The 19,238-nt window shown below is 71.6% G+C and carries 16 protein-coding genes and 1 riboswitch; of the genes, 2 read left to right on the forward strand and 14 right to left on the reverse strand.

Translation table 11 applies throughout. The annotated features are described in order from the left end of the window. Window positions 1–107 precede the first annotated feature (107 nt). Both ACFPP6_RS25985 and ACFPP6_RS25990 read left to right on the forward strand, forming a co-directional pair. Window positions 108–890, forward strand: a complete 783-nt coding sequence (locus ACFPP6_RS25985) for an ABC transporter ATP-binding protein (RefSeq protein ID WP_382046933.1) — start codon at window positions 108–110, stop codon at window positions 888–890. Window positions 891–963: 73 nt separating this feature from the next. Beyond that, window positions 964–3,483 (forward strand): ABC transporter permease, encoded by a 2,520-nt coding sequence (locus ACFPP6_RS25990; RefSeq protein WP_382046936.1) that lies wholly within the window; start codon window positions 964–966, stop codon window positions 3,481–3,483. Window positions 3,484–3,538: 55 nt separating this feature from the next. Here ACFPP6_RS25990 and ACFPP6_RS25995 read toward each other — a convergent pair whose 3' ends face one another. From ACFPP6_RS25995 to ACFPP6_RS26060, 14 genes are all read right to left on the reverse strand, one after another. Beyond that, entirely contained in the window at window positions 3,539–4,864 is a 1,326-nt protein-coding gene (locus ACFPP6_RS25995) for a class I SAM-dependent methyltransferase (RefSeq protein ID WP_382046939.1), read from the reverse strand. Between the two features lie 194 nt (window positions 4,865–5,058). Beyond that, a complete protein-coding gene (locus ACFPP6_RS26000; RefSeq protein WP_382046942.1) occupies window positions 5,059–6,450 on the reverse strand; it encodes an NAD(P)/FAD-dependent oxidoreductase in 1,392 nt (463 codons plus the stop codon). 380 nt (window positions 6,451–6,830) lie between these two features. Beyond that, window positions 6,831–7,772 (reverse strand): Ppx/GppA phosphatase family protein, encoded by a 942-nt coding sequence (locus ACFPP6_RS26005; RefSeq protein WP_382046945.1) that lies wholly within the window; start codon window positions 7,770–7,772, stop codon window positions 6,831–6,833. Next, a complete protein-coding gene (locus ACFPP6_RS26010) occupies window positions 7,769–8,299 on the reverse strand; it encodes a DUF501 domain-containing protein (RefSeq protein WP_168091127.1) in 531 nt (176 codons plus the stop codon). Before ACFPP6_RS26010 ends, ACFPP6_RS26005 begins: the two co-directional genes overlap by 4 nt. A gap of 87 nt (window positions 8,300–8,386) precedes the next feature. Then, window positions 8,387–8,851 carry an FtsB family cell division protein gene (locus ACFPP6_RS26015; protein ID WP_058046614.1) on the reverse strand — a complete coding sequence of 155 codons (465 nt, stop codon included), beginning with the start codon at window positions 8,849–8,851 and terminating at the stop codon, window positions 8,387–8,389. A 163-nt stretch (window positions 8,852–9,014) separates the two neighbouring features. Next, window positions 9,015–10,304: a phosphopyruvate hydratase gene (gene eno, locus ACFPP6_RS26020; protein ID WP_382046948.1), complete on the reverse strand. Its 1,290-nt coding sequence runs from the start codon at window positions 10,302–10,304 to the stop codon at window positions 9,015–9,017. A gap of 256 nt (window positions 10,305–10,560) precedes the next feature. Next, window positions 10,561–11,316, reverse strand: a complete 756-nt coding sequence (locus tag ACFPP6_RS26025; RefSeq protein ID WP_382046951.1) for a transglycosylase family protein — start codon at window positions 11,314–11,316, stop codon at window positions 10,561–10,563. Between the two features lie 3 nt (window positions 11,317–11,319). Then, a riboswitch (cyclic di-AMP (ydaO/yuaA leader) is annotated at window positions 11,320–11,500 on the reverse strand. 260 nt (window positions 11,501–11,760) lie between these two features. Then, window positions 11,761–12,885 carry a transglycosylase family protein gene (locus tag ACFPP6_RS26030; protein WP_382046954.1) on the reverse strand — a complete coding sequence of 375 codons (1,125 nt, stop codon included), beginning with the start codon at window positions 12,883–12,885 and terminating at the stop codon, window positions 11,761–11,763. A gap of 113 nt (window positions 12,886–12,998) precedes the next feature. After that, window positions 12,999–14,303, reverse strand: coding sequence for a cytochrome P450 family protein (locus tag ACFPP6_RS26035; RefSeq protein WP_382046956.1), 1,305 nt, complete (start codon window positions 14,301–14,303; stop codon window positions 12,999–13,001). A gap of 112 nt (window positions 14,304–14,415) precedes the next feature. Then, entirely contained in the window at window positions 14,416–14,859 is a 444-nt protein-coding gene (locus tag ACFPP6_RS26040) for a DUF6479 family protein (RefSeq protein WP_382046959.1), read from the reverse strand. Window positions 14,860–15,001: 142 nt separating this feature from the next. Further along, the gene (locus ACFPP6_RS26045) at window positions 15,002–15,979 is read right to left on the reverse strand and encodes a nucleoside triphosphate pyrophosphohydrolase (RefSeq protein ID WP_382046962.1); all 978 of its coding nucleotides are present in this window, start codon (window positions 15,977–15,979) and stop codon (window positions 15,002–15,004) included. A 130-nt stretch (window positions 15,980–16,109) separates the two neighbouring features. Continuing rightward, window positions 16,110–16,730, reverse strand: coding sequence for a SurA N-terminal domain-containing protein (locus ACFPP6_RS26050; protein ID WP_382046965.1), 621 nt, complete (start codon window positions 16,728–16,730; stop codon window positions 16,110–16,112). Between the two features lie 133 nt (window positions 16,731–16,863). Beyond that, window positions 16,864–18,402, reverse strand: coding sequence for a serine/threonine-protein kinase (locus ACFPP6_RS26055; RefSeq protein ID WP_382046968.1), 1,539 nt, complete (start codon window positions 18,400–18,402; stop codon window positions 16,864–16,866). After that, a complete protein-coding gene (locus tag ACFPP6_RS26060) occupies window positions 18,399–19,160 on the reverse strand; it encodes a hypothetical protein (RefSeq protein WP_382046969.1) in 762 nt (253 codons plus the stop codon). The genes ACFPP6_RS26055 and ACFPP6_RS26060 overlap by 4 nt, the downstream gene beginning before the upstream one ends. Window positions 19,161–19,238: the final 78 nt, after the last annotated feature.

A 19,238-nucleotide genomic window follows, 5' to 3' on the forward strand; every position in this document is an offset into this window, starting at 1 on the left:
GACCGAGGTCTGCCCCGGGAACGGGAGCTGGGTCTGATCCCGGGAGGGCGCGCGGCACGGACGATGGAGGGGTAGCCGAAACCGTCGTCCCGACAGGAGCCCGCCCCGTGACCACCTCCCCCTACGGCGTCCAGACCGCCGCCCGCCCCACGGCAGTGGCAGCCCGCGCCACGGGCCTCACCAAGGTCTACGGACAGGGCGAGACCCAGGTGGTCGCCCTCGACGCGGTCTCCGTCGAATTCCGCCAGGCCGAGTTCACCGCGATCATGGGCCCCTCGGGCTCCGGCAAGTCCACCCTGATGCACTGCATGGCGGGCCTGGACTCGGTCTCCGGCGGCTCGGCCACGATCGGCGACACCGAGCTGACCACGCTCAACGACAAGAAGCTCACCCGGCTGCGGCGCGACAAGATCGGCTTCATCTTCCAGGCGTTCAACCTGCTCCCGACGCTGACCGCCCTGGAGAACATCACCCTGCCGATGGACATCGCCGGCCGGAAGCCCGACCGCAAGTGGCTGGACATGGTCGTCGACACCGTCGGCCTCTCCGGGCGCCTCAAGCACCGCCCGAACCAGCTCTCCGGCGGCCAGCAGCAGCGCGTGGCCGTCGCCCGCGCCCTGGCCGGCAAGCCCGAGATCATGTTCGCGGACGAGCCCACCGGAAACCTCGACTCGCGCTCCGGCGCCGAGGTCCTGGGCTTCCTGCGCAACTCGGTGCGCGAGCTCGGCCAGACCGTCGTCATGGTCACCCACGACCCCGTGGCCGCGTCCTACGCCGACCGCGTGGTCTTCCTCGCCGACGGCCGCATCGTCGACGAGATGCGCGAGCCCACCGCCGACGCGGTCCTCGACCGCATGAAGCGCTTCGACGCCAAGGGCCGCACGAGCTGAGAGACGGCTCCGCCGCTCCCCAGCCTCCCGACGACGGCCCGGCACGGGCCCACTCCCCCAGGACACACAGACCATGTTCCGTACCGCCTTGCGCAACGTGCTCGCGCACAAGGCCCGGCTGCTGATGACCGTACTCGCCGTGATGCTCGGCGTGGCCTTCGTCTCCGGCACCCTGGTCTTCACCTCGACCATCTCCGACGCGTACCAGAAGAGCTCCCAGAAGGGCTACGACAAGGTCGACGTCGCCGTCCAGCCCCGCCACCAGGACGCCGACGACCGCAAGCCCGGCGAGACCCCCCGGCTCTCCCAGGGCCTGCTGGACCGGGCCGCCAAGGTGCCCGGCGCCGCCTCCGCGACCGGCTCCGTCAACGGCTTCGCGGCGATCGCCGACAAGCACGGCAAGCTGATAGGCGAGGGCTTCTCCTCCTCCGGCGCCAACTACTACCCGGGCACCGGCGGCAAGGACGCCCGCTACCCCATGAAGGACGGCCGCGCGCCGCAGGGCTCCGGTGAGATCGCCCTCGACGCCAAGACCGCCGAGCGCGCCGGCTACAAGGTCGGCGACACCGTCCGGATCTCCGTCGACGGCCCCGTGCTCCCGCAGAAGCTCACCGGCATCTTCACCACCGACGACGGCGCCGTCTCCGCCGGTGGCAGCCTGGCCCTCTTCGACACCCCGACCGCGCAGAAGCTCTACGGCAAGCCCGGCGAGTTCAGCCAGATCGACGTGAAGGCCGCCGCCGGCACCTCGCAGGCCGCGCTGAAGTCCGCCGTCGACAAGGTCCTGCCGAAGGACGCGAAGTCGGTCACGGGCAAGGAGCTCGCCGACGACGAGGCGAAGATCATCGCCCAGAGCATGGACGGCATGCGGACCAGCCTCCTGGTCTTCGCCGGCATCTCGCTCTTCGTCGGCATCTTCATCATCGCCAACACCTTCACCATGCTGGTCGCCCAGCGCACCAAGGAGCTGGCCCTGATGCGCGCGGTCGGCGCGAGCCGCCGCCAGATCACCCGCTCCGTGCTGATCGAGGCGTTCGTCGTCGGCGCGGTCGCCGGCATCGCCGGACTGGTCGCGGGCATCGGCATCGGCGCCGGCCTGCGGTCGCTCATCAGCAGCACGGGCAACAGCATCCCGGACGGCCCGCTGGTGATCGCCCCGAACACGGTCCTGGTCTCCCTGGTAGTCGGCATCGTCGTCACCATGCTGGCCGCGTGGCTGCCCGGACGCCGTGCCGCCAAGATCCCGCCGGTCGCCGCGATGAACAGCATCCACGCCGTGGCCACCACCAAGTCCCTGGTCGTCCGCAACAGCATCGGCGGCGCCATCACCGCCCTCGGCGCGGCCGTCGTGCTGACGGCGAGCAGCTCCACGATGCTGGGCCTGGGCGCGGCCGTCGTCCTGATCGGCATCTTCGTCCTGACCCCGCTGCTGTCCCGCCCGGTGATCGCCGCCTGGGCCCCGCTGCTGCGCCTGTTCGGCATGCCCGGCAAGCTCGCCCGGCAGAACGCCGTGCGCAACCCGCGCCGCACGGCCGCAACCGCCTCCGCGCTGATGATCGGCCTCACCCTGATCACCGGTCTGACCGTGATCGCGGGCAGCGTCCAGAAGGCCATCGACAAGATGGCCACGGAGTCCCTCAAGGCCGACTACGTCGTCTCCATGGCGAGCATGACCCCGCTCTCCCCGGACGTGGAGAAGAAGCTCGCCGCGCACCCCGACGTCACGGCCACCAGCCCGATGCGCCAGTCCCCGGCCCGCATCGACGGCGACCACCACCAGCTGCTCAGGGGCGTCAACGGCGAGGCCGTCGAGAAGCTGACGAAGCTGGACTTCACCTCGGGCAGGTTCACCGTCTCCGGTGACAAGGTCGTCATCGACGACGCCCTGTCCCGCACCAACCACTGGAAGACCGGCTCGTCCTTCGACGTGACCTTCGAGGACGGCAAGAAGGGCCGTCTGACGGTCGCCGGCGTCTACAAGGGCAACGACCTGATGCGCGGCATCATGGTCGACAACCGGACCCTGACCCCGCACCTGGGCGAGATCAACGACAACCAGGTCATGGTCAAGACCAAGAACGGCGCCGGCGAGGCCGTCAAGGACTCGCTGCGCAAGGCCCTCGGCGACAACCCCGCCATTCAGATCCAGACCAAGCAGGACATCTCGGATGGCATCTCCAGGATGATCAACCTCCTGCTGAACATGCTCTACGGCCTGCTGGCCATGGCCGTGATCGTCGCCGTCCTCGGCGTCATCAACACCCTGGCCATGTCCGTCTTCGAGCGCCAGCAGGAGATCGGCATGCTGCGCGCCATCGGCCTGGACCGCAAGGGCATCAAGCGGATGGTCCGTCTGGAGTCGCTGGTCATCTCGCTCTTCGGCGGCGTGATGGGCGTGGGCCTGGGCGTCTTCTTCGGCTGGGCCGCGGGCGACCTCATCCGCAAGGGCCTGAGCACCTACGAGCTCGTGCTGCCGTGGGGCCGGATGGGCCTGTTCCTGCTGCTGGCCGCGGTGGTCGGCGTGCTGGCCGCGCTGTGGCCGGCCCGCCGGGCGGCGAAGCTGAACATGCTGTCCGCCATCAAGGCGGAGTAGCCCGCACGGACAGCGGAGGGGCCCCGCGGCAGTGCGCCGCGGGGCCTCTGCGCGTCTAGCGCCAGTTGCGCGCCCGCAGCGGCATCCCCGCCGCCCCCGTCTCCGGCGTGCGGACGGCCAGCACCTGGTTGACGCCGATCCTGTTGCGCTCGAAGGACAGCGCCGAGGCGGCCATGTACAGCCGCCAGACCCGGGCGCGGCCGGCCGAGGTCAGCTGTACGGCCTCCTGCCAGTGCTGCTGGAGGTTGACCACCCACTGGCGCAGCGTCAGGGCGTAGTGCTCGCGCAGCGACTCCACGTCGCGCACCTCGAACCCGGCCTCCTCCAGCTGGGCGACGGTCCGCCCCACGGGGGCGAGCTCGCCGTCGGGGAAGACGTAGCGGTCGATGAACTCGTCGACCTCGTACGCCTCCTCGTCCTGCAGGGGGCGGCGGGCGATCTGGTGGTTGAGCAGCCGGCCGCCGGGCTTCAGCAGCGCGTACAGGTCGGCGGCGTACTCGGCGTAGCGCGCGGAGCCGACGTGCTCGGCCATGCCGATGGAGGAGATGGCGTCGAAGGGGCCGTCGGAGATCTCGCGGTAGTCCTGGACCCGGATCTCGATGCGCTCCGTCAGACCGGCCTCGGCGACGCGCTTGCGGGCGTAGGCGGCCTGTTCCTCGGAGAGGGTGATGCCGACGGCGCTCACCCCGTACTCGCGGGCCGCGTGGAGCACCATCGAGCCCCAGCCGCAGCCGACGTCGAGGAGGCGCTGCCCGGGCCGGAGGTCGAGCTTGCGGCAGACGAGGTCGAGCTTGGCGCTCTGGGCCTCCTCGAGGGTGGAGGCTCCGTCCCCGTCGCTCCCCCAGTAGGCGCAGGAGTAGACCATGGAGGGGCCGAGGACGCGCTCGTAGAAGGCGTTGCCCACGTCGTAGTGGTGGCTGATGGACTGCTTGTCGCGGCGCAGGGTGTGCAGGGGGCCGCCGGTCCTGCGGGCCTCCTCGCGGGGCGGCCGGGGCGGCAGTCCGGGGCCGGCCAGTTTGACGAGCTCACCGCCCGCGGCGCGCAGGCGCGGGTCGCGCACGGCCGCAAGGAGGGCGGCGAGGCCGGAGCGGCGCGTTTCCTCGCCGCGCTCCCAGAGGGAGCCGGCCAGGAGTTCGAGCGCCTCGTAGAGATCGCCCTCGACGTCGATGTCACCCGCCACCCAGGCCCGGGCGAGGCCCAGCTCGCCCGGCTTCCACAGCAGCCGGCGCAGGGCGCGGCGGCGGCGGATGACCAGGACGGGGGCACCGGATGTGCCCGGGGGGCCGTACTCGCTGCGGTCCCAGGCGCGGATCCGGACCGGGAGCGGGGCTCCCAGGACCTCTTCCGCGAGCGCGGTGAGCCGTCGAGCGGCGTCGGCCATGTCGCACACACCTCCATGATGCAAGGTCAGGAGAAACGTTCAACTGACACCTAAACACCAAGAGTCGGCACGGTAGTCCCGTTCAGTCAGATTAGATCAACTGTGGGTGGCCGGGCATACGACAAAGGCGCCCACCCCACGGATTGGTGGACGCCGTTGCCGACTGGTTGACCGCGGCCGAGCCGCGACCGCCGTTAGGAGGCCTTCGCCTTCTCCGAGGGAACGGAGTCGGCCTTGGGCTGCGGAGCCGGCTTCGCGGCCTCGTAGAACTCCTCGCGGGGGTTCTCCATGGCGCGCAGCGAGACGACCTCGCGCTTGAGGAACATGCCGAGGGTCCAGTCCGCAAAGACGCGGATCTTCCGGTTCCAGGTCGGCATGGCCATGCCGTGGTAGCCACGGTGCATGTACCAGGCGAGACGGCCCTTGAGCTTGATCTTCATCTTGCCCATGACGATCATCGCGACGCCCTTGTGGAGGCCGAGGCCCGCCACCGCACCCTTGTTGGCGTGCTTGTACTCGGTCTGCGCGGCCGAGAAGCCCCGCATGGCCGAGATGACGTTGTCGCCGAGGACCTTGGCCTGGCGCAGCGCGTGCTGGGCGTTCGGCGGGCACCAGGCGTTCTCGTTGCCCGCGGCGCGGCCGACGAGGTCCGGAACCTGGGCGTTGTCGCCTGCGGCCCAGATGTAGTCGGTGCCGTTGACCTGGAGGGTCGGCAGGGTGTCGACGTGACCGCGCGGGCCGAGCGGCAGGCCGAAGCGGGCCAGCGCCGGGTTGGGCTTGACGCCCGCGGTCCACACGATGGTGTTGGAGTCGACCTCGAGGCCGTTCTTCAGCACGACGTGGCCGTCGACGCAGGAGTCCATCGACGTCGAGAGGTGGATCTCGATGCCGCGGCTCTCCAGGTGGGCCTTGCCGTACGCGCCGAGCTTGGGGCCGACCTCGGGGAGGATCTTGTCGGCGGCGTCGACGAGGACGAACCGCATGTCCTCGCGCTTGACGTTGGGGTAGTACTTGGCGGCGTCGCGCGCCATGTCCTCGACCTCGCCGATGGTCTCCGCACCCGCGAAGCCACCGCCGATGAAGACGAAGGTCAGCGCCTTGCGGCGGATCTCCTCGTCGGTCGTCGAGTCGGCCTTGTCGAGCTGCTCGAGGACGTGGTTGCGCAGGCCGATGGCCTCCTCGACGCCCTTCATGCCGATGCCGTTCTCGGCGAGGCCGGGGATCGGGAAGGTACGGGAGACGGCGCCGAGCGTGACGATCAGGTAGTCGAAGGGCAGCTCGTACGCCTCGCCGACGAGCGGCGCGACGGTGGCGACCTTCCGGTCCTGGTCGATGGTGGTGACGCGGCCGGTGAGGACCTCCGCCTTGGGGAGCACGCGTCGCAGCGGCACCACGACGTGGCGGGGGGAGATGCTGCCGGCAGCTGCTTCGGGCAGGAAGGGCTGGTAGGTCATGTACGAACGCGGGTCGACGACCGTGACGGTCGCCTCGCCGTACCGCATCTTCTTGAGGATGCGGCGCGCCGCGTACAGGCCGACGTACCCACCGCCTACTACGAGGATCCGTGGACGCTCCGTGGTGCTCATGATTCGAGTATCCAGCACTCTCCACGGGCATGCTCGTGAGCCCCTTCACAAGGGGTCGGAGGGTATCTGCTACACTCCGCCGCCACCGTGACCCATGCCATACGCCCGTAAGGGAACCAGTTGACCGGCGGGCACGTTGTGAACCCCTGTTGAACTGGCCTTGCGGGTCCCAAGTTGACTAGACCACTGCCATGCCGACGATCACATAAGCGGCTCTTTAACCCGCCCGAAACCGGACGGCATCCCACCGCAGAGGGCTCCTGGGGCCCCGGAAGGGCCCAACGGGCCCCTTCGCGCCGCCAACGCTCCCTTTTTTCATGTGAAGGATTTCACGAACTTTTTCCCGGAGGCCCCCGAAGGGGCCTCCTCGGGGCGCCTCCTCAGGCGACGCTCCAGGCGATTCCATCCAGAATGTCGTGTTCGCTGACGACGACCTCGTGGGCCCCCACGCGCTCCATGACGGCCTGCAGGACGAGCGCCCCGGCGCAGATCACGTCGACCCGGCCCGGGTGGATCACGGGGATCGCCGCACGCTGCTCGTGCGTCGAGGCGAGCAGCTTCCCGGTGATCTCCCGGACCTGCTCCAGGGAGATCCGCGCGTGGTGGATGCGCGTCCAGTCGTACTCGGTCAGACCCAGCGCGACCGCCGCGACCGTGGTCACCGAGCCCGCGAGGCCCACGAGCGTGCGGGCCTCGGCGAGCGGCACGGTCTCCTCGGCCAGGTCGAGCGCGGCCTCGATGTCCGCGCGTATCGCCGCGATGCGCTCCGGGGTCGGCGGGTCCACCACGGCGCCCTCCGCGACGAGGTGACGCTCCGTCATGCGCACGCAGCCGACGTCGACGCTGCGGGCCGCCCGGACGTGCTCCTCGCCGACGACGAACTCCGTGGAGCCGCCGCCGATGTCCACGACGAGGAACGGCCTGGCCAGGTCGTCCCGGCCGGAGAGCTCCTTGGTGGCGCCGGTGAAGGAGAACTCGGCCTCCTGGTCGCCGCTGATCACCTCGGGCTCCACGCCCAGGATGTCCACCACGCCGCGCACGAAGTCCTCGCGGTTCTCGGCGTCCCGCGAGGCGGACGTGGCGACGAACCGCACGCGCTCGGCCTTCACGTCGCGGATGACCTCCGCGAACTCCCGGCAGGCCGCGAAGGTCCGCTCCAGGGCCTCCTCCGCCAGCCGGCCCGTACGGTCCACGCCCTGCCCCAGGCGGACGATCGTCATCCGGCGGTCGAGTTCGGTGAATGCACCGGTCGCCGGGTCGAGATCGGCGACGAGGAGCCGGATGGAGTTGGTGCCGCAGTCCACGGCGGCGACGCGGGTCACTTCTCGTCACCCCCGCACGGCGTGACGCACGGGCCCTTGGCCCACCACTCCGGCAGCAGCGCCAGCGCCTCGTCGCCGAAGGGGTTCACGCCCGGGCCCGCCACCAGCGAGTGGCCCACCAGGACGTGCAGGCACTTGACGCGGTCGGGCATGCCGCCCGCGCTCGGGAAGCCCTCCAGGACCTCGATCGCGTCGCGGCGGCGGAGGTAGTCCTCGTGCGCGGCGCGGTAGGCGGCGGCCAGTTCCGGGTCGGTCGCCAGCCGGTCCTGCATCTCCTTCATCAGGCCCGAGCCCTCCAGCGTGCCGATCGCGGAGGCGGCGCGCGGGCAGGTCAGGTAGTACGTCGTCGGGAACGGCGTGCCGTCCGGCAGCCGGGGCGCGGTCTCGACCACGTCCGGCTGGCCGCAGGGGCAGCGGTGGGCGATGGCGCGCAGCCCGCGCGGCGGGCGGCCCAGCTGCTGCTTGAACGCCTCGATGTCGGCATCGGTGGGCTCGGTGGACTCGGTCTGGGGCGGAGGGGTGTCCATGTGCTCGCTCGTGTCGTCTTCGCTCGGTGGTGTCGGCAGGTCGTGCGGGAGGCGGGTCGTGCAGAAGGGGAGGGCCGGCGGGCGCGGTCAGCGCGGGGTGTCCGCGGCGTCCACACCGTCCCACAGATTGCTGTACCAGGGGCGGTCGGCGGCGCCCTGGTCGCGCGGGCGCCGGGCGGTGCCACTGCCGTCGACCACGCTGTAGCCGGTCTCCCCGGGGCGCAGGTAGTGCAGGTGCTCGCGCGCCTGCTGCTCGACGTACGCCGGGTCCTCCAGCCGCGCCTTCTCGTCCTCCAGCCGCTTCACCTGCTCGCGGGCGCGCTCGGACTGGCGGCGCTGGTCGGCGATGTCGGAGCGCTGGGTGACCCACTGGCGCATGGGATAGGCGAGGGCGACGACCAGCGAGCACACGACGAGCGCCAGCAGCGCCGCACGGCCGGTGAGCCGGCTGCGGCGCGGGCCCCGCGCGCGGTAGACGCGGGCCGTGGGGCCCTGGACGAGCACCGAGCCGAGTGCCCTGAGTCTGGTCGCGGTGGAGCGTTCCGCCGCCACTTCGCCTCCCCGAGGTCCTGGTCGCCCGCAGCCTCGCTACGAACGTACGTCCCCGGCCACGGTACGGGACCGTGGCCGGGGACGTGGTGAGGCTGCTCCCCTGAGGCCGTGTCAGGCCTGCGGGTGCCGGCCCGCGGTGTCCTCGTGTCAGCCCTTGCGGTGCTTACTGGTTCGCAGAGCGAAACCGCGGGAAGGCGCTGCGGCCGGCGTAGACCGCGGCGTCGTCCAGGATCTCCTCGATGCGCAGGAGCTGGTTGTACTTGGCGACGCGCTCGGAGCGGGCCGGGGCGCCGGTCTTGATCTGGCCGCAGTTGGTGGCGACGGCCAGGTCGGCGATGGTGACGTCCTCGGTCTCGCCGGAGCGGTGGGACATCATGCACTTGAAGCCGTTGCGCTGGGCCAGCTCGACGGCGTCCAGGGTCTCGGTCAGCGAGCCGATCTGGTTGACCTTGACCAGCAGGGCGTTGGCGGCGCCCTCCTCGATGCCGCGGCCGAGGCGCTCGGGGTTGGTGACGAACAGGTCGTCACCGACGAGCTGGACCTTGTCGCCGAGCTTCTCGGTGATGGTCTTCCAGCCGTCCCAGTCGTCCTCGAACAGCGGGTCCTCGATGGAGACCAGCGGGTACGCCGCGACGAGCTCGGCGTAGTAGTCCGTCATCTCGGCGGCCGTGCGGTCCTGGCCCTCGAACTTGTAGACGCCGTCCTTGTAGAACTCGGAGGCGGCCACGTCGAGCGCGAGCGCGATGTCCTGGCCGGGGGTGTAGCCGGCCTGCTTGATGGCCTCGAGGATGAGGTCGAGGGCCTCGCGGTTGGAGCCGAGGTTCGGGGCGAAGCCGCCCTCGTCGCCCAGACCGGTGGACAGGCCCTTGGTCTTCAGGACGGACTTGAGGGTGTGGTAGACCTCGGTGCCCCAGCGCAGGGCCTCGGAGAAGGACTCCGCGCCGATCGGCGCGATCATGAACTCCTGGATGTCCACGTTGGAGTCGGCGTGCGAGCCGCCGTTCAGGATGTTCATCATCGGAACGGGCAGCAGGTGCGCGTTCGGGCCGCCCAGGTAGCGGAAGAGCGGCAGGTCGGAGGCCTCGGAGGCGGCGTGCGCGACGGCCAGGGAGACGCCCAGGATGGCGTTGGCGCCGAGCGAGCCCTTGTTGTCGGTGGCGTCCAGGTCGAACATGGCCTGGTCGATCAGGCGCTGCTCGGTGGCGTCGTAGCCGACGAGCTCCGGGCCGATCTGCTCGATGACGGCGAGGACGGCCTTCTCGACGCCCTTGCCCAGGTAACGGTTCTTGTCGCCGTCACGGAGCTCGATGGCTTCGAAGGCGCCGGTGGAGGCACCGGACGGCACGGCGGCACGGCCCGTGGAGCCGTCGTCGAGGCCGACCTCGACCTCGACCGTGGGGTTGCCTCGCGAGTCGAGGATCTCGCGAGCTACGACGACGTCGATGGACGGCACGAGCGTCTCCTTCGTGTGTGTCTGTGGTTCTGCAGCACGAGCCTAACGGGCCCCGGAGGCTCGCCTCGCCGTTGGATCGCCTTCCCGGGCCGGAAAAGCCTAAAAAACAGTACAAAAGCCCAGAACACCGTATGAACGACGGATCCGGAAACGGCTGAGCCCCGCTCCGGTGCGCGCTCGGGGCGGCGCATCGGAGCGGGGCGGTCCCGCCGGGAGCGGAGAAGGGCGGCCCACCGGAGTGGACCGCCCTGCCGGATCAGCTGAGGTGCAGCTTCTGGCCGACGTAGATCACGTCCGCGTCCTGGACGATGTCCTTGTTGCGGTCGTACAGCTTCTGCCAGCCGCCCTTGACGTGCTGGGCCTCGGCGATCTTGGAGAGGGTGTCGCCCTCCTTGACCTCGTACTCGCCGTCGCCGACCTTGTAGGACTGCGTGGAGTGGCCCGGGGCGGTCCGCTTCGGGGCCGGGGCCTCGTCGCGCTCGGCGGCCTGCGGGGCGGCCTTCTTCGGCGTGGCCTTCTTCGGCGTGGCCTGGCGCTCGCTGCGGTCCGCGTGGGACTTGCCCGAGACGGTGCCGGTGCTGCGGGAGGACTTGGTGGACTTGCTGACCGAGCCCGAACCGGACGGGTCGACGTTCGCCTTCGGGCCGCCGGCCGTCAGGCCGCCGGGACCGGCACAGCCCCAGGCGCCCGGGCCCTGCATGGCGAGCAGCTTCTCGGCCACGGCGATCTGGGCGCTCTTGGAGGCGTGGTCGGCACGGTCGGCGTACTTCTGGCCGCCGGCGGCGTTCCAGGAGGACTGCGAGAACTGCAGGCCGCCGTAGTAGCCGTTGCCGGTGTTGATGGACCAGTTGCCACCGGACTCGCACTGGGCGACCTTGTCCCACGTCGAAACGGAGGCGGCGTTGGCGGAGGTGGCGACCATCAGCGGGGCGGCGACAGCTGCACCGGTGACACCGGCGAGCGTGAAGATGCGGACGGCCTTGGACGGACGACGGTGCTTGCCCTTGGACATAAGTCGTTTCCTCACCGACGCCTACGAGGTGAGCTGTCGGGTTCGGGCTGTGAGTTCGCCCGGCTTCGTGTGCGAGCACACTCGGCTTCACCCCTAGCCGGTCCCGGACCCGCGGCTTTCGCCGAGGAGCCGTTTCCGGCGCCTACCTTGGTTCCCCCGCTCCTGCCTACGGCGCTTGCGCGACGACTCCCCCGATCGCCGGCAGGATTCGGCGTGGCGACCGTGGTGCCCGCGGTGGCGAGCGGACACGACGGTAAACACAGTCACGGCAAGGGTTCAAACCCCTCTTTCCAGCCACAGTTGCCCCTGGTTACCCAGGGGAACAACGCGTTTCCGCAGGTGAGAGACGGTTTGCCAGTTTCGGGAAGACCGCATTCCGCCACCAGGCAAAGAGACCCATGTCTCACTTTCGACTGGAACGGACATTCGCCGCGAACTGCCGGTCTATTTACCGACCTCGAGCCTCTGACCAGGACGGATCAGGTCGGGATCGGTTCCGACCGCTTTCTCATTGCGCTGGTACAGAGACTGCCAACCCCCCTTGACCGCATGCTGCTCGGCGATCGCTGACAGGTTGTCACCGGGGCGCACGGTGTAGTCGGTGGGAGTGGGGCTGCCGGTGCGTGCGTCGCCGCCGCCCCGCGACGTACGGCCCTCGTCCTCCGAACGCGACGGATCGGCACGGTGCTTGCCCGTGCCCGCGCCGTCCTCGCCGGGCGTCCGCCCCGCGGGCGAACCGGAATCGCCGGCAGACGGCGTGGCGGAACCGTCCGGGATCCGGGTCGGGTCGTCCGTGGGGGACGTCGGGGGCTTGCGGTGCCGGCCTTCCTGCGGCTCACCGGACTGCCCGTCGGACGGCTTGCCCGAGGCGTCGGGTGACGGCGCGTCGGTCGACGGGCTGCCGGAGGGCCGGCCGGACGGCTGACCGGAGGACTGACCCGGCGACGGCCGGCCGGTCGACGGCTGCCCCGAAGGCTGCGTGGAGGGGTCGACCGAGGGGCTCGTCGAGGAACCCGGCGACGGCTTTCCGGACGGCGAGGGAGACGTGGACGCGTCAGAAGGCTTGCCGTGCCCGGAGGGCTCGGACGGCTCGGACGGCGTGGAGTGCGAAGTGGTGCGCTCCGGGGCGCGTGAAGGCGTCGAGTCGCTCGCGGGGGCGTGTGTGCCGCCCGGGTTGACCTCCGCCGGGGTGCCGCCCGAGGTGAGGCCGGCGCTCGCCGCGCAGCTCGACCAGGGGCTGGTGCCGCTGCCCTCGAGGATCTTCTCGGCGACGGTGATCTGCTGCGCACGGCTGGCGAGGTCGGGCCGGGGGGCGTACTCCCGGCCGCCGTGGCGCTCCCAGAGGTCCTGGGTCAGCTGCAGTCCCCCGTAGGTCCCGTTGCCGGAGTTGGCGCTCCACAGGCCTCCGCTCTCGCACTGGGCGACACGGTCCCAGGTGCCGGCGTCGGCTGCCGTCGCGCCGGTGGCCGCCAGCAGCGGCAGGGCGATTCCGGAGGCGGTCACCCCCGCGGCGACCACGATGGCGGGTATCTGACGGGGGCGGCGATGTCGGCCGTTTCCGGGTCTCATGGGCGGTTGCCTCTCGTTCGGCGGCGAATGGTGGTTGAAGATAGCGACGGGCCACCGGAGTCACAAGCCGATGTAGCGGAGGTCACGCCGAGATCACGCCGACTGACGCGAGGTCAGGCAGGCGACTCCTCCTGGGTGGTTGTGTCCGGAATGCCCTCCGGTGTAAAGGCCACGGGAAGGGTGCGCAGACCGCGCATGATGAGCCCGCCGCGCCACCGCAGATCCTCCGGATCGGCCGCCAGCCGCAAGTCGGGAAGGCGCCGCAGCAGGGTCGCCAGAGCCGTCTGACCCTCCAGGCGGGCGAGGGGCGCGCCCAGGCAGTAGTGGATGCCGTGGCCGTAGCCGAGGTGCTGGTTGTCGCGCCGGGAGAGGTCCAGTGCATCGGGGCCGGCGAAGCGCTCGGGGTCGCGGTCGGCGGCCGCCAGGACGACGAGGACGGGGTCGCCCTCCGCGATGCGCTGCCCGCCGATCGTCAGGTCCCGGGTGGCGAACCGCCAGGTCGCCAGCTCCACCGGGCCGTCGTAGCGCAGCAGCTCCTCGACCCCGGTCGCGAGCAGGCCCTCGTCGCCCTCGGCGAGGGCGCGCTGGAGGCGCTCGCGCTGCTCCGGATTGCGCAGCAGGGCGTAGGTTCCGTTACCGATCAGGTTCACAGTTGTTTCAAAACCCGCAAAGAGCAGGATGAAGGCCATGGCCGCGGCCTCGTCCTCGGTGAGGTGCTCACCGTGGTCACTCGCCCTGATCAGACCGGAAATGAGGTCTTCGTCCCCTTCTCCTTGCAGGGCCTCCCGCTTCCGGTGGATCAGTTCGGTCAGATAGCCCCGCATCCTCTTCACGGAGCGCGCCACTCCGCCGCGCGGCCCGCCGCCGTGGCGGATCATCATTCCCGCCCAGTCCCGGAAGTCGTCCTGGTCCTCGCGCGGGACGCCGAGCATGTCGCAGATGGCGTAGATGGGGAGGGGGAAGGCGAACTCGTGGATGAGGTCGGCCTCCCCTCGGCCGGCGAAGCCGTCGATGAGCTGGTCCGTCAGCTCCTGCACCCGGGGCGCGAACTCGGCGACCCGGCGCGGGGTGAACGCCTTCGAGACGAGGCGGCGCAGCCGGGTGTGGTCCGGCGGGTCGATGTTGAGCAGGTGCGTCATCAGATTGGCGCTGCGCTCGCCCGGGATGCCGACCTTGCCCTTGCCGTGGGCGGACTCGGAGTGGTGCACGGGGTTCTTCGACAGGCGCTGGTCGGCGAGCGCCTGGCGGGCATCGGCGTACCGGGTGACCAGCCACGCCTCCACGCCGCTGGGCAGGGCGGTGCGGTGCACCGGGGCGTGCTCGCGCAGCCACGCGTACGCGGGGTACGGGTCGGCGGCGAATTCCCAGGTGAAGAGGGGCGGGGCGGGCGGGACCGGCGAGGCGTTCTTGTCGTGCACCCCTTGACGCTACTAGGGGGGCGGCGGGGCGGCTCAGTGGTGGCCGGGGCTCCGTGACCGGCGGGGCCGGCGCCGGCGTGGGCTGCCGGTCAGTGGTGGCGCGAGCCGGCGCTCAGTGGTGGCCGGGGCCGCCGCTGCCGAAGCCGCCGCTGCCGCCCGGGTTCCACTTCTTGCGCTCCTCGCTGAGCTCCTCGGGGTGGCTGCCGGGGTTGCGCACCTCGTGCGGCAGCACCCGCTCCCCGTTCGCCTCGGGGTGCAGCTCGTCCGCTTCGCGGTGCTCGGTGATGTAGCCGACCCTGTTCTCCTCGTCGTCGTTGTGCCCCGGTCCGTGGTCCGGCGAGGTGGGCCCGGTGTCGTGCTCCTGCCGCGTCTGCCAGGCGCCCTGCCTGCGCTGCGGCTGGGACGGTGGCGGCGGTTCCTCGTCACGCTTCCGGAAGCCCTTGGCCACGGCGACGATCAGCAGGGCGACGACGAAGAGGCCGACGATGAACTGGATGATCCCGCCGGCCCAGTGCGGGGCGGCGAGGTCGGCGAGGTGTACGTACTGAATGCGCATGCCATGCGGGTACCCGCGGACCGCCGGGACAAGTCGGTAAATAGGCTGAATGGGTTCCGGGGGCTTCCCTCTGGGCCCCCTGCCCCCGCGCTCCCCCTCGGCGTTTTCCTTCTCGGGCGTCTACCCCCTTATGGCGCGCCCGCTACAAACCCTCGGCGGCGCGGATCGCGTCGCGGTACGTGCGGGCAGCGGCCCGCAGCGCCGTCTCCGGGTCCGTGCCCGCCGCCTCCGCCCGTACGGCCAGCGCCAGCAGCTCGTAGCCGATGCCGTCGCCGGCGGGCAGGGTGACGTCGAGGCCCTGCGAGCGCACCCGGGAGGCCAGCTTCGCGGAGAGGGCGAGCGCGGGCTGGCCGAGCGGCACGCCCTCGGTGACCGACTCGCGGCCCTTCTCCGCGTCCTTCGTGCGCATCCAGTGCGCCCGTACTTCCTCCGGCGTCTGCGCGGACTCCTCGCCGAAGACGTGCGGGTGCCGGTGGATGAGCTTGTCGACGATCACGCCGGCGACGTCGTCGACGGAGAACGGCTCGTCCGGGTCGTCCTGCGCGATCCGGGCGTGGAAGACGACCTGCAGCAGCACGTCGCCGAGCTCCTCGCGCAGCGCCTCGCGGTCACCGGTCTCGATGGCCTCCAGCAGCTCGTACGTCTCCTCCAGCGCGTACTTCGCGAGGTCCTGGTGAGTGCGGATCCCGCTCCACGGGCAGGCCACCCGGATGCGGTCCATGACCTGCACCAGGTCCAGCAGGCGCGCGCCGGGCAGGTCGTACGAACCGGGCAGCAGCTCCAGCGCGGGCATCGTCTCCCGGCCGGAGCCGGCGAGCCGGGCCAGCCCGTCGGTGAGGGCGGACTCGCCCTCGGCGGAGGTGAGCACGACGGCGCTGCGCCGCCCGGTCGAACAGAAGTCGACCAGCTCGCGCGCCGTGGCCGAGCCGTGCTCGACCTCGACGCCGGCCTCCCGCAGGTACGGCAGCTGCGGGTGACCGGCGTCGGCGCACAGCACCCGGTCGGCGGCGCGGAGCGCCTGCCACGCGGGCCAGGACAGCAGCCCCGGGGCGACCCGGTGGCTGGTGGTGAGCAGGACGATGCGGCCAGGTGCGGAGTCGCCAGGTACGGAGTCGTTCACGCGATCGAGCCTAGGGGACCGGGCCGGGCGCGGCTCACGCCGGGCGTGAAGGGGGCGCGGGACGGGCACCGGCCGGGCAGCACGGGACGGGTACGGGACGGGCGCGAGCCAGGCATAGGACGGGTACGGCTCACGCCGGGCGTGCGGCCCCGGCCTCCGCGGCGGACCGCAGCCACGGCTCCAGCGCGGACTGCGCGGTGCCGCGCTTGCCGTCCCACACCCCGTAGCGCGGGTTGACGTCGACGTGGAGGGCGTCGGAGGTGCGCATCAGGATCTGGTTGGTGCGGGCGGCACCGAACTTGCCGTCCAGCTTGGCGCGGACGAGGTCCACGGAGAGGGCCTGGTCGATCTGGTCGGGCGCGATGCCGAGGGCGAGGAACCGGGCGCGCACCGTCGCGGCCCCGCCGTTGGCGGCCTCGATGTCGGCGCGCTGGCGCTGCAGCTCCCGCCGGGTGACCGCGACGCCGTTGTCCTTGCCGGCCTTCTCCACGATCCGGTACTGGATGAGGCGGACCAGGGTGTCCTGGCCGAGCCGGGCGCTGTTCGCCGTCAGCTGCTCGCCCTGCGGGGAGGAGCGCTGCGCCTCGCGCACGTCCTCCACCTGGCGCTGCAGCTGCGAGACGGTGATCCGGTCGTCGCCCACGACGGCGGCGGCGCCCGGATGGGCCGTCTGCCCGCAGGCGGTCAGGAGCGGGGCCGCTGCGAGCAGCGCGGCGGCGGTGACGGAGAGCGCGGTCCTTCGGCGGATCATGAAGCCTCCCGGCGGCGGTCGTGCGACGGTGATCGACCTGCGTTGATCGATGGTAGGGAGTCCGGGTGGCCCGGGCCACCGATTCGACCAACGATTCGCGCGGCGCCGGGATGTGCGGGTGGCGCCGCAGGGCTCAGGCCCTGACCTGTCCGAGCCACTGCAGCGTGTGACGGATCTCCGCGGGGAGCGGGTGGTGGGGGCCGTGCAGCCGCTCGGCGTCGTGCAGGAGGGCGACGAGGGTGTCGTGGGCGGCCTGCCGGTCGCCGAGGGAGAGCAGCAGGTGGCCGATGCGGCGGCGGATGTCGAGCGGGGTCGCCGGGTCGTCGGGGTGGCTCTCGAAGCGCGGCAGGAGCGCACGGTACTCACCGAGCGCCGCCACGGCCTCGCCGAGCTGCTCCAGGCACTGCGCGGCGTCGTACTGGCAGCGCAGCATCTGGCGGGCCGCGCGCGGGCTGTTCTCGGCGGCGTAGTCGTCGGCAAGGCGGCGCAGCTCGGGCAGCGCGCGCCGGTACTGACCGTCGTCCATGAGCGTGGCCGCGTACTGCTTGCGCAGCGTGCGCACGACGGTGGAGTGCTCGCCGTGCTCGGCCGCGGCGGCCGGCAGGATCGAGCCGAGGAGGTCCACGGCCTGGGTGATGCCGCCCTGGTCGAGCAGGCGCTTGACCTCTTCCACGGCCTCGGCGACATCGGGGCCGCCGGGTGCGGGCGGCGCGGGGGCGAAGGCCTCGGCCTGCCGGGTGCCGGGGACGGTCGCGGACCGCTCGGGCCAGGGGGCGTGCGGCAGGAGGAAGGGGCGCGTGGGGTTCATGGGGCCCTGGGGGCGGGGGGAGCCGGGCGCGGGCAGGAGGGGCGCGAGGGCCTCGTAGGCCTCCTGGGCGTCGGCGAGCCGGTGGCCCGGGTCCTTCGCGAGCAGGCGCAGGACGAGCTCTTCGAGGGCCGGGGGCACCTCCGGGCGCAGCTGCCGCAACGGGACGGGCGGCTCGTAGAGGTGCCGGTGCAGCACCCCGAGCGCCGTGGACCCGGCGAACGGCACAGTGCCGCTGAGCAGCTCGTGCAGCAGCACGCCGAGGGCGTAGAGATCGGTGTACGGGCCGACCGCGCCGCCCATGGCCTGCTCGGGGGCCATGTAGGCGGGGCTGCCGATGGGCGAGCCGGTGCGGGTGAGGCGGGTGGTGTCGGCGTCCATGACGGAGGCCACGCCGAGGTCGAGGACGATGACGGAGCCGTCGGGGCGGACCATCACGTTCCGCGGCTTGAGGTCGCGGTGCACGATCGGCACGGCGTGCACCGCGGCGAGCACCGAGCACAGCTGCGCGGCGACCGAGACGGCCCACGGCCAGGGGTAGGGCTCGTGCTCGGCGAGGTGGTCGGCGAGGTCGGCGCCCTCCACGTACTGCATGACGAGATAGAGGTCGTCGCCGTCGCTGCCGGCGTCGTGGACCGTGACCAGACCGCGGTGGTCGACCCGGGCGGTCACCCGGCACTCGCGCACGAAGCGGCGGCGCATCTCGTCGGCGGCGCTGTCGTTGCCGGTCATCCGGTCGGGGCGCAGCAGCTTCACGGCCACGCGCCGGTCCAGGCGCCGGTCGTAGGCCGTCCAGACCTGTCCCATGCCGCCCTGGCCGATGACGGTGGCGAGCTCGTAGCGCCCGGCGATGATGCGACCGTTCACCACTCCTGCTCCTCACGGCGGCCCCGGGCCCCGTCCTTGGGCCCCTTGCGGAGCAGATCACTGAGCTCGTCGAGCTCGGCACGGACTTCGTCGATGCGCTGGGGGGTGCGCGGGGGCGCCGGCACCGCCGCCGGCGCCTGGGGGCGGCGGTGCCGGCCGACCCGCTGCGGCGGCGGGGGCGGCGCCTGGAACGGCGCCGGTGCCGGACCGGCCTGCCGGCCTGGGCCCGCCTGCGGCATGCGGACGTAGGAGCGGGTATCGGCGAAGGGGTCGTCCGCCCGGGGGGCCGGAGGTGCGGGGGCGGGCTCGGGGACGAAGACGGGGGACGCCTTGGCGGCCCCGGCAAGGGCGGCCTCGTTGCGGGCGACGGCTTCCCGGTGCAGCGCGGCTTGCCGCTCCTCGGCGCGGGCCCGCTCGACGGCGTAGCGGGTCTCCAGCTCCCGGTAGTGACGGGAGTCGTACCTGAGGTAGTACCAGATGGACCCGATGCCGGTGGTGACCAGCCCGATGGTGCCCAGCTTGTTCGCAGTGGTGGCGGTCCAGGAGCCCTGAATGCAGATCAGGATGACGAAGGACAGCACGAGGACGAACCAGAACAGGGCCCAGTCGCGGCCCCTCCTGCGCATGATGGCCACGCGCAGGACCGGCACCCAGGAGCACAGGAGGATCGAGCACACGGTGATCGCCACCACGACCACCCGCACGGCGATGATCTTTGCTCTGCCGGGTGGGGGCTGGTGCGGTTCGGGCCCGTTCATTCCTCGCTCCTGGAGTGCGCGTTTGTGCCATGAGCCTATATACCGACCAGGACAACTCCCCCCGGGTTGCCCACATCA

Source organism: Streptomyces aureoversilis (genome assembly GCF_042657885.1).
Taxonomy (GTDB): Bacteria; Actinomycetota; Actinomycetes; order Streptomycetales; family Streptomycetaceae; genus Streptomyces; species Streptomyces aureoversilis.

Bases quoted from the DNA above. Each gene is read 5' to 3' on its own strand.
- ACFPP6_RS26000 (WP_382046942.1), bottom strand. From the start codon at position 6,450: ATGAGCACCACGGAGCGTCCACGGATCCTCGTAGTAGGCGGTGGGTAC.
- ACFPP6_RS26030 (WP_382046954.1), bottom strand. From the start codon at position 12,885: ATGAGACCCGGAAACGGCCGACATCGCCGCCCCCGTCAGATACCCGCC.
- ACFPP6_RS26010 (WP_168091127.1), bottom strand. From the start codon at position 8,299: ATGGACACCCCTCCGCCCCAGACCGAGTCCACCGAGCCCACCGATGCC.
- ACFPP6_RS25995 (WP_382046939.1), bottom strand. From the start codon at position 4,864: ATGGCCGACGCCGCTCGACGGCTCACCGCGCTCGCGGAAGAGGTCCTG.
- ACFPP6_RS26050 (WP_382046965.1), bottom strand. From the start codon at position 16,730: ATGATCCGCCGAAGGACCGCGCTCTCCGTCACCGCCGCCGCGCTGCTC.
- ACFPP6_RS25990 (WP_382046936.1), top strand. From the start codon at position 964: ATGTTCCGTACCGCCTTGCGCAACGTGCTCGCGCACAAGGCCCGGCTG.
- ACFPP6_RS26025 (WP_382046951.1), bottom strand. From the start codon at position 11,316: ATGTCCAAGGGCAAGCACCGTCGTCCGTCCAAGGCCGTCCGCATCTTC.
- ACFPP6_RS26040 (WP_382046959.1), bottom strand. From the start codon at position 14,859: ATGCGCATTCAGTACGTACACCTCGCCGACCTCGCCGCCCCGCACTGG.
- ACFPP6_RS26060 (WP_382046969.1), bottom strand. From the start codon at position 19,160: ATGAACGGGCCCGAACCGCACCAGCCCCCACCCGGCAGAGCAAAGATC.